The sequence below is a fragment of the Paraburkholderia sp. CNPSo 3076 genome (genome assembly GCF_026343935.1).
GTDB lineage: Bacteria > Pseudomonadota > Gammaproteobacteria > Burkholderiales > Burkholderiaceae > Paraburkholderia > Paraburkholderia nodosa.
Genome location: NZ_JAPMAL010000086.1, coordinates 1 through 7,625 on the forward strand (window position 1 = coordinate 1; position 7,625 = coordinate 7,625).

Here is a 7,625-nt window from a genome sequence, read left to right on the forward strand (position 1 = left end):
TCCAATGCGTCGAGCCGTCCGCAGGCCGGTGCTTGAGCGTGAGATTCAAAACCCGCGCTTCCAGCTTTTCAGGCGGATGCACCGGGGCTCGTCCGGGATGGCGCGCGTACAGGCCTGCCAGCCGCTCGGCCAGAAACCGGCTCGACCAACGGCTAATGAAGCGGGAGTCACAGCGCAGCCGCTGCATGATCGCCTCACGTGTCTCTCCGTCGTCAAGCATCAGGATCAACCGGGCACGCCGCGTGTCTGCTGCGCGCACCGTTTGACTACGAGCCGCCGACAGCAATTGTTTGCGCTCGAGCGTGGTTAAGTTCATCTTTTCCATGTGTTTCATTGAATACCAAATAAGGTGCTTTTTCAATGACGCAATGGACTAGGGGGCATCACGAAGACGGGAGATGCATACCTACGCAATCTACTGATACTTGGAGCTCGCTCGGTGATGGCGAGTCTGGGCGACAAGCAGGAGCGTTTCAGCCGCTGGGTGAGAAGCCTCGTCGAGCGTCGCGGCTACTGGCGAGCAGCGGTCGCAATCGCCGCAAAAAACGCACGCACGGCCTGGGCGATGCTCAAGTACGGCGAAGCCTTTAAACACGAACCGGCGGCTGTATGACACGGCCGCGATGTCCAAACGATCAGGAAGCTAACCGAATCGAAGCAACCATGAGCGGATAGACGATCACTTTGCACTGCCAGCGGTGATGTGAAGCGGGTTGGACCCGCGCAAGGCATACCTGTCAGAGAAACGGGGATTTCTATCCCGTCCAACGAATGAGGTCCTTGCGCGCGTCTTTCATCAGGGTCCGGGCCAACGGCCCATCATGACCGGTTGTAGTACAGCAGTCCTTCACCTTCTCACGCGCGCCGACGTGGCATTGCAGCATGCATCAACAGCGAGCTTCGATTGAGCTTGTGCTCAACGGGGAACCCCTTGTAGTTTCTCTGGGGCGGCTAACCGCCAGGGCAGGCGTGAGTTCCATCACCGCATGCTTGAACCCGATGGGTGTCTGGTGCGATTCGGTTCGCAACCAGCTTGAGAAAACGGATGCGATACCCAACCTTGCAGGCGGCCGTGACAAGATGACGGAAGAAACTTCGGTGAATGGTCATGACGATGAAAATGCCCATCCTCATGACCATTCACCGATGGACAGAGATTTGCGCCTTGACTTCGGCCGGCTAATGGGTGTCGCAATATGGCGGTCTGCTATGCTGCCGGGCCTTAATGCGTGACGTGCGTGGCATCGAAGTCATGCAGATGATCGTCAAGGGGCAATTGAACGATGGCGGCGTTGGTCAAACTCCCGCACGGCAGTTCTATTCGCTGGCTGGATAAGTAGTCTATATCGTATTGGGACTTCACTAACCTCTCATTCTTACCGCGACAGAACCAGCTGGGTTTTAAGTTTGTGGGCGGCGGGCACCTTTCGCAGTCGTCGGCTGTCAACAAGGTACTTCCGGGACGGTCAGCGGCCCGGCCAGCCAAAGAACCGGCACTGCGGAAAACGGTTGCAGCCGACGAACGGCCGGCCGCTGGATTTGAGGATTTTCTGGATCAGCAGCCCCTTTCCGCAGTCCGGGCAACGCTCTCCAACCCGACCCCGCGGGGCCGATCGCGTCGATGGCGTCGCCGGCCGCTGACTGACGCCGCGGGGCTGGGCGGCACCCGCTTCCTGAGGCGGCGCGGGCCGTCCGTGTTCATCAGCCTGCGTGTACCCGCACGCGGGCGCGCGCGCATGTCCAGCGCGCCGGCACCACGTCATCCCAGCGTTGCAGCGGCTTGCGGCACTTTGGGCACAGGTAGATGCCCCGTTTCACTTGCGGTTCGATCATCATGATCGGGCGGTCATGGACTTGGTCACCTTACCACGCGTGGTCAGAGCAGCGACGCTGGGGGCGTGCCGCCACCGGCTTCGCGACCGGGGCGACCGGAATGGGCGGGACTGGCAAGGAGCCTCTGCTATCCCCTTAACCGTCGATCCAGCGTCCGCCAGTCGGCTGGCAGCAGCCCCGGTGTGCGGCACTGCTGTCTCGAGTGCGTCGAGCAAGGTGAAAAGGCCTACAACTGGTTGCGGCAGAATGCGGCAACCAGCCCTGCAAGACGAAGCGAACTATGACGAACCAAACCTAACTGTTTGAAGCCCTGCTGGCCCTGGCACCGTTTGTCCGCAACCCCACATCTCCTACATCCGTCGGCACGATTGGACGAAATGCGTCACACCACACCGAGATGGCCAGGCTCCGTTGGCAGAGTCGTACTTGCATGCAGCGCCAGCGACCTTCAGCCGTACGCCTACCTCGTGCACAGGCTCACCGGATGGCCACCGCGCGAACCTGCTGCGATCTGGTTGAGCCGAGCGCTTACCGCCTCACATCGCAAAACTCACACCATCGCAGGGCATTGAGTTCGACTGCGGCCGCGCTTGAAACCCTTACCGATCGATGCATATGTGGTGTTGGCTCAACTTTTGCTTTTGCTTTTGCGTTTGCTTTTCGCGGACCATTACGGGTGGATTGAAATGACGACTGAACACGAAATCAAATCTCACGGAGCTGCAGTCACAGCCAGCGTTTTTGCGCGCGCGCCCAGCACGGTTGCGGAGCCTGCGCCTGCTCCGAACCCCCGCACCCTTGTCTGGACGGAATCACGGGGGGACTGCGTACACGCACGAGGAATGGCGCCACTTCGCGTTCGAATGGATCGCGGCAACGTACATCGCGCTCGTCGACCGTGGCTTACTGAGGGTCGTCAAATGAGCGTTCTCAACGCCAGTCGCCGGGTAATGCGGGCCACTGAGAATCAGTGGCCCAAGATTGCCGCGCGCCTGCGGATGAAGTTGCCTGGCGAGAAGGCGCGTATCACGATGGTCGTGACGGCCGCGGGCGAGACGTCATGGAGCCGCGAGGCGGGCGCGAGGCAGTTCTGGACGGCAATGGGCGAACTGCATGGATTCGACTGGACTACGGCTGGGCCCTGCGAGGGCATGCGCGTCGCGTTGTGTCGGGCAACACCTACGGAGGCAGCATGACCTGCATTGTGGCGCTGACGGATGGCAGGAAGGTCTGCATGGGTGCCGATTCGGCCGGAGCGGGTGGTTCGTACATGACGGTGCGCGCCGACCCCAAGATTTATCGGGTGGGGCCGTTCCTGATCGGCTTCACTTCGTCCTTCAGGATGGGGCAGCCTCTGGGCCATAACCTGACCGTCGCGTCGCGCCCTGAAGGCACCGATGTGTTCGTCTTCATGTGCACGACGTTCGTTGAGGCGGTACGCGCGTGCTTTAAGGACACTGACGGGTGCATCAAATAGTGCGCACTTGATCAGGCGGCGTAGCGGACATGCTTTTCCTTGAACAGGGTGCGGATCACGTGCGACTCCTTCTGTCGACGATGCAGATGCCGGCGGACGGTGCCGATCATTTCCGCCTTGCTGGTCGGTCGGCTCTTGCCGAGCGCATTGGTTTTCACATCCTGATTCAGGAGTTCGTCCGGGTTCAGCTCGGGACAATACCCCGGCAGCCGGATCAGGCGCAGACGGTCGGCGTTATCGGCGACGAACTGCTTGACGGCAACGGATCGGTCCACTGGGTGTCCATCGACGATCAGGTAGATCTTACGCGTGGCCTGCCTGAACATGCGTTTCATGAATTCGATGAACGTCGCGTTCCTGAATGTTCCCTCAAAGACCATGAAGCTCAACTCCCCGCGGTTCGTAATGGCCGAGACCATGTTGCAGCCGAAGCGTTGTCCTGTCGCGCGCACCACCGGCGTTTGGCCCTTAAGCGCGAAGCTCGTGCCGCTGATGTGATCACTACGCAAGCCCATTTCGTCACCCCAGTAGATCGTTGCTTTCTCACGCTTCGCCTCTTTCGCGATCTGCGGATAGTCTTCGTTCAGCCAGCGTTCGATCACCGCATCGTTGCGCTCGTACGCTCGCCGCACAGGCCTCTGGGCACTCATGCCCCATGCCTTCAGGTATCGGCCGGCCGTCCACGCCGACACCGTGATGCCATACTCCCGCTCGATCAGTCGCGCCACCGACTCGCGCGTCCACAGGTAAAACGGCAGCGCCAGTTGATCTGGCAGCCGCTCGATGATCAACCTGCGGTCTCACAGCCTGTCGGTGATTCAACCGACCACTTCCCGGCAGGTGGCCTCGCTTGCCAGGTCGCAGCGCCCGCAGGCCGCCGTCGCGCGCCAGCTTCATCCATTTGCTTACTGCTCGCAGGCTCACCCCGTAGGTTTTCGCCGCCGCAGTCTGCGTCATGCTGTCACGCACGGCCTGCACCACCATTTTTCTTAGGTCCGCCTGCGTGGCACCGTCCAATTTGCGAGCATCAGTTTTCGTCTTCATGCCCGTATAACGCACAACGCACTATTTGGTGCACTCGTCAGTAACTTCAAGTTTCGCGTCACATTCATCCAGAATCGTCATGCAAAATGCAGAAGTGACCAGGAGAAAAGCATGCAGCAAATCGCGGATTTAATTCGACATTCTATAAGGAACAATCACTTAAAGTCGTATGTATATAGTTATCCTTCGAAAAGATCGTATAAAAGTCTACATAATATCGACATTACGGAAATATGGCACACCGGTGATCGTGGACCAGCTTCAATATATATCCATATACCATTTTGCAGATACAGGTGTACTTATTGTACGTTATTTCTAACGACCCAAGATACAGAGGACATAATACAAAATTATGTTGATAAGATATGTGAACAAATCAAATTTTATGCGAAGTACACAGGAAGGAAGACAGTTGTATCTGTGTATTTTGGTGGCGGAACTCCGACTATTCTAAACGAAAAACAATTCGGAAAGATTTTTTCAGCGATTCAACATGGATTCCCGAATATTGCGTCCTCTGCTGAGCTATGTGTCGAAGGTTCTCCCGACTCGATGTCCGAAGAACTCCTCGATTTCTTGAAAAGCCAAGGCGTGAACCGAATCAGTATGGGTATCCAAACTATGGATTCCGCAGAGCTGAAGGCCAGCGGTCGCCCATACCCAGTTTCGACAACAATCTCTGCGGTAGAAAATATCCGAAAGCGTTTCGAAAATTTCAATCTGGATCTGATCTACGGCCTTTCAGGTCAGACCTTCGAAAGCTGGCAAAATTCGCTCCGCCACATCGTTTCATCAGGTCCAATGACTATCTCACTGTATCCTGCAATTAGCCGACCTCTCACAGCGATTCATAAGCAGCAGCGATTGCATCCGGAGCGATACATCGACGACCAGACCAAGTATGCGATCTACGATAGCAATGTCGAGTTCATGCAAAGGAATGGATACCGACAAGAGTCCTTCACTAGGTTCACCCGTCTGCCAGAGAATAGCAGCGCGTACGCCCAAGAGACTTCCGACTTTCTCGGCGTTCCGATGATCGGAATTGGAGCAGGCGCAAGAAGCTACAACGGAAAATACCACTACAGCTTCGACTACGCGGTCGACCTCAACGAGGTCGACAAGGCCATTGAAGATTATTTGAACCTCGAAATCACCGAACACAGCATGGTGAGGTACGGGATTGTTCTTGATGCTTACGAAGAGCGCTTGAGATATTTCATCCTCAGCCTTACGCTGAACCAACTTTCTGGGACATACTATTCATCACAGTTTGGCCGGAATCTGTATTCTGATTTTTTGGACGTAATTGATGCACTTGAGGCTGAGGGGTGCATCGAGCCACCGTCCAATGACAAGATTCGATTGACCAGGAAGGGTTACAAATACAGTAATTTGGTCGCGCACCATCTTTTCTCGAACCATGTGAAAACCCTGGAAGAAAGGTATGTTCCACGATGAGCAACAGTGAGCGATTTTGGGAGAAAGGTTATTCGGACGCGAAAGTGTGGACGATGGGCGGACCGAGTGTTGAGGTATTTGAAATTGAACAGTTTCTACCACGAAACTCGACTGTTATAGACATCGGCTGTGGCGAAGGCAGAAATGCGCTCTTTCTTGTCCTCAGGGGACACAAGGTGACCGCCTTGGAACTTTCCTCGAACGCCGTAAAGAAACTTCGCTCGATTGCTGACCGTTATTCTTTGAACATCGATGTGATCGAGGCACGGATCGAGGATTTCGTACCGGATGAAAATTATGATCTAGTTATGGCGCACTCGTCGTTACATTTCGTGACGAAAGACGTGTGGATTCCCTTGCTTCGGGAAATGAGGCAACGGACTAAGCCCGGCGGATTTCACAACTTCACATCGATTATTGGAATTCCTCGCTACCCAGTTCCGCACGAGTGCCGACATGCCAATTCGTTTGACCGAGGCGATCTCGACTCGCAATATGCGGACTGGCAGATTCTTCGTTCCGATTTCTACGCCAAGTGGGATTCCCATCCGGGTATTCCGACGCATGTGCATGCCGTTGAGAAGTTTCTCTCGAGAAAAGCAAACTCGGTCGAGCGGTTCACGTTGACGAAGGTCGATCTTTCGAACAGCGACAATCTTCCTTTAATCTTGTTCGACAGCATACCCCTTGGAGCCGATGCTACCGCAGTCAAGTCGATGGGTGTTCGTCCGAGACACGTCAATCGGATTGAAATGCCAGGGTGGAACATGACGTCTCCTACGGAGCTGACGGGCAACTATGTGGTTGAAGACTGGATTTTTGGGATATACGGACTCCAATTCACACAGAGCATTTTGACGGGTAAATACGAGTATTTTACGTCACCAGTTTCGTTGCGGAACTCTAGTCCATTGACCCAATGAAATTGCACTGATCTAATAGTGCATGGGCAAAATGAATCTTAGTGAAGCTGAGCGCGAAGAACTGATGTCGATGCAGCGCAGCCGGACCATGGCCGTTGGCCGGGTGAGGCGTGCGCGGCTGATATTGCTGCTCGACGAAGGAGCCTCGCGCGGGGCTATCATCAGCGAGCTGCGATGCGATTCGCGATTCATCACAAGTAAGCGGCAGTTTCTCCTCACATAGATCCTGATCTGAAAACAGCGCAGGATGTGTCCACGGTTTTTTAATGGACACACCCTTCATGGACGAGAACTGCGCAGATTTTTTGCCCTTGCGTGCGACCAACGTTGGTGTCGAAGGCAAGCGGACTTTCGACAAGCGTGACAAACAGAGGCTGATTGAAGCCTGCCTGAAGCCGGGTGTGTCGATCGCGGGTATGGCGCTGAAGGCGGGCGTGAACGCCAACCAGTTGCGCCGCTGGATCAAGAATTACGAGGCGCTCCTGAAGGGCGCCGCCGCCCCATGTGACTCGAAGGCTCTGCCCACGGCATTCGTACCGGTGGTGGCGATCAGCGATAACAGCTGGGCGGCTTCGCAGATGCCGCCGCAGCCAGAACCTGATGCACCGGCGGCGCCGATGCGGAGCCACGCGCCACAGCGATCACCGCTGCCCTCGCGCCTGGTGGCGCAGCTGCCCAACGGGGTGAGCCTTGAACTCGAGTGCACCGGGCAGGATTGCGCGCTGCTCAAGACGATGATTGACGCGTTGAGGGGGAGCTGATGTTCCGCTTCGACGACGACCTGAAAGTCTACCTGTACCGCGAGCCGATTGACTTCCGCGCCGGCATCAATACCCTTGCTGCCCTGGTCGCGGAGTCAATGCAGCTGGACCCGCTCGCCCGTG

General features: G+C 56.2%; 10 protein-coding genes and 4 pseudogenes. 10 read left to right on the forward strand and 4 right to left on the reverse strand.

What is annotated here, in order from left to right; translation table 11 throughout:
• Positions 1–334, reverse strand: a 334-nt coding sequence (locus tag M3A49_RS41550) for a helix-turn-helix domain-containing protein (protein ID WP_266233651.1), incomplete at its 3' end; no start/stop codon positions are given.
• A 39-nt stretch (positions 335–373) separates the two neighbouring features.
• Between M3A49_RS41550 and M3A49_RS41555 the strand changes: the two are divergent.
• The 3 genes and pseudogenes from M3A49_RS41555 to M3A49_RS41565 form a co-directional block, all read left to right on the forward strand.
• Positions 374–613 (forward strand): annotated as a pseudogene (locus M3A49_RS41555) (IS110 family transposase); the annotation flags it as partial.
• A 356-nt stretch (positions 614–969) separates the two neighbouring features.
• The gene (locus M3A49_RS41560) at positions 970–1,233 is read left to right on the forward strand and encodes a hypothetical protein (RefSeq protein WP_266233920.1); all 264 of its coding nucleotides are present in this window, start codon (positions 970–972) and stop codon (positions 1,231–1,233) included.
• Positions 1,211–1,336 (forward strand): annotated as a pseudogene (locus M3A49_RS41565) (IS6 family transposase); the annotation flags it as partial. The gene M3A49_RS41560 and the pseudogene M3A49_RS41565, both read left to right, overlap by 23 nt.
• A 130-nt stretch (positions 1,337–1,466) precedes the next feature.
• On the opposite strand, the gene M3A49_RS42880 reads toward M3A49_RS41565, so the two are convergent.
• Positions 1,467–1,763, reverse strand: a complete 297-nt coding sequence (locus M3A49_RS42880) for a topoisomerase DNA-binding C4 zinc finger domain-containing protein (RefSeq protein ID WP_416339118.1) — start codon at positions 1,761–1,763, stop codon at positions 1,467–1,469.
• Between the two features lie 1,068 nt (positions 1,764–2,831).
• On the opposite strand from M3A49_RS42880, the gene M3A49_RS41570 reads away from it, so the two are divergent.
• Both M3A49_RS41570 and M3A49_RS41575 read left to right on the forward strand, forming a co-directional pair.
• Positions 2,832–3,029 carry a hypothetical protein gene (locus M3A49_RS41570; protein ID WP_266233921.1) on the forward strand — a complete coding sequence of 66 codons (198 nt, stop codon included), beginning with the start codon at positions 2,832–2,834 and terminating at the stop codon, positions 3,027–3,029.
• Positions 3,026–3,310: a hypothetical protein gene (locus M3A49_RS41575; RefSeq protein ID WP_254320599.1), complete on the forward strand. Its 285-nt coding sequence runs from the start codon at positions 3,026–3,028 to the stop codon at positions 3,308–3,310. The genes M3A49_RS41570 and M3A49_RS41575 overlap by 4 nt, the downstream gene beginning before the upstream one ends.
• 11 nt (positions 3,311–3,321) lie before the next feature.
• On the opposite strand, the gene M3A49_RS41580 is transcribed toward M3A49_RS41575, so the two are convergent.
• Together M3A49_RS41580 and M3A49_RS42570 are read right to left on the reverse strand one after the other, a co-directional pair.
• The gene (locus M3A49_RS41580; RefSeq protein ID WP_266233922.1) at positions 3,322–4,101 is read right to left on the reverse strand and encodes an IS630 family transposase; all 780 of its coding nucleotides are present in this window, start codon (positions 4,099–4,101) and stop codon (positions 3,322–3,324) included.
• Between the two features lie 88 nt (positions 4,102–4,189).
• Positions 4,190–4,354 (reverse strand): annotated as a pseudogene (locus tag M3A49_RS42570) (helix-turn-helix domain-containing protein); the annotation flags it as partial.
• 111 nt (positions 4,355–4,465) lie between these two features.
• On the opposite strand from M3A49_RS42570, the gene M3A49_RS41590 reads away from it, so the two are divergent.
• The 5 genes and pseudogenes from M3A49_RS41590 to tnpB all read left to right on the forward strand — a co-directional run.
• Positions 4,466–5,818 (forward strand): STM4012 family radical SAM protein, encoded by a 1,353-nt coding sequence (locus tag M3A49_RS41590; protein WP_266233923.1) that lies wholly within the window; start codon positions 4,466–4,468, stop codon positions 5,816–5,818.
• Complete coding sequence (locus M3A49_RS41595; protein ID WP_266233924.1) at positions 5,815–6,741, forward strand: class I SAM-dependent methyltransferase; 927 nt, start codon at positions 5,815–5,817, stop codon at positions 6,739–6,741. Before M3A49_RS41590 ends, M3A49_RS41595 begins: the two co-directional genes overlap by 4 nt.
• A 22-nt stretch (positions 6,742–6,763) precedes the next feature.
• Positions 6,764–6,940 (forward strand): annotated as a pseudogene (locus M3A49_RS41600) (IS630 family transposase); the annotation flags it as partial.
• A gap of 82 nt (positions 6,941–7,022) precedes the next feature.
• A complete protein-coding gene (tnpA, locus tag M3A49_RS41605) occupies positions 7,023–7,502 on the forward strand; it encodes an IS66-like element accessory protein TnpA (RefSeq protein WP_133188198.1) in 480 nt (159 codons plus the stop codon).
• A partial coding sequence (gene tnpB, locus M3A49_RS42885; protein ID WP_416339119.1) for an IS66 family insertion sequence element accessory protein TnpB occupies positions 7,502–7,625 on the forward strand: 124 nt, incomplete at its 3' end. The genes tnpA and tnpB, both read left to right, overlap by 1 nt.

Coding starts and splice junctions, on each gene's coding strand:
- M3A49_RS42880 (WP_416339118.1), bottom strand. CDS start 1,763: ATGACGTGGTGCCGGCGCGCTGGACATGCGCGCGCGCCCGCGTGCGGG.
- M3A49_RS41570 (WP_266233921.1), top strand. CDS start 2,832: ATGAAGTTGCCTGGCGAGAAGGCGCGTATCACGATGGTCGTGACGGCC.
- M3A49_RS41575 (WP_254320599.1), top strand. CDS start 3,026: ATGACCTGCATTGTGGCGCTGACGGATGGCAGGAAGGTCTGCATGGGT.
- M3A49_RS41590 (WP_266233923.1), top strand. CDS start 4,466: ATGCAGCAAATCGCGGATTTAATTCGACATTCTATAAGGAACAATCAC.
- M3A49_RS41595 (WP_266233924.1), top strand. CDS start 5,815: ATGAGCAACAGTGAGCGATTTTGGGAGAAAGGTTATTCGGACGCGAAA.
- tnpA (WP_133188198.1), top strand. CDS start 7,023: ATGGACGAGAACTGCGCAGATTTTTTGCCCTTGCGTGCGACCAACGTT.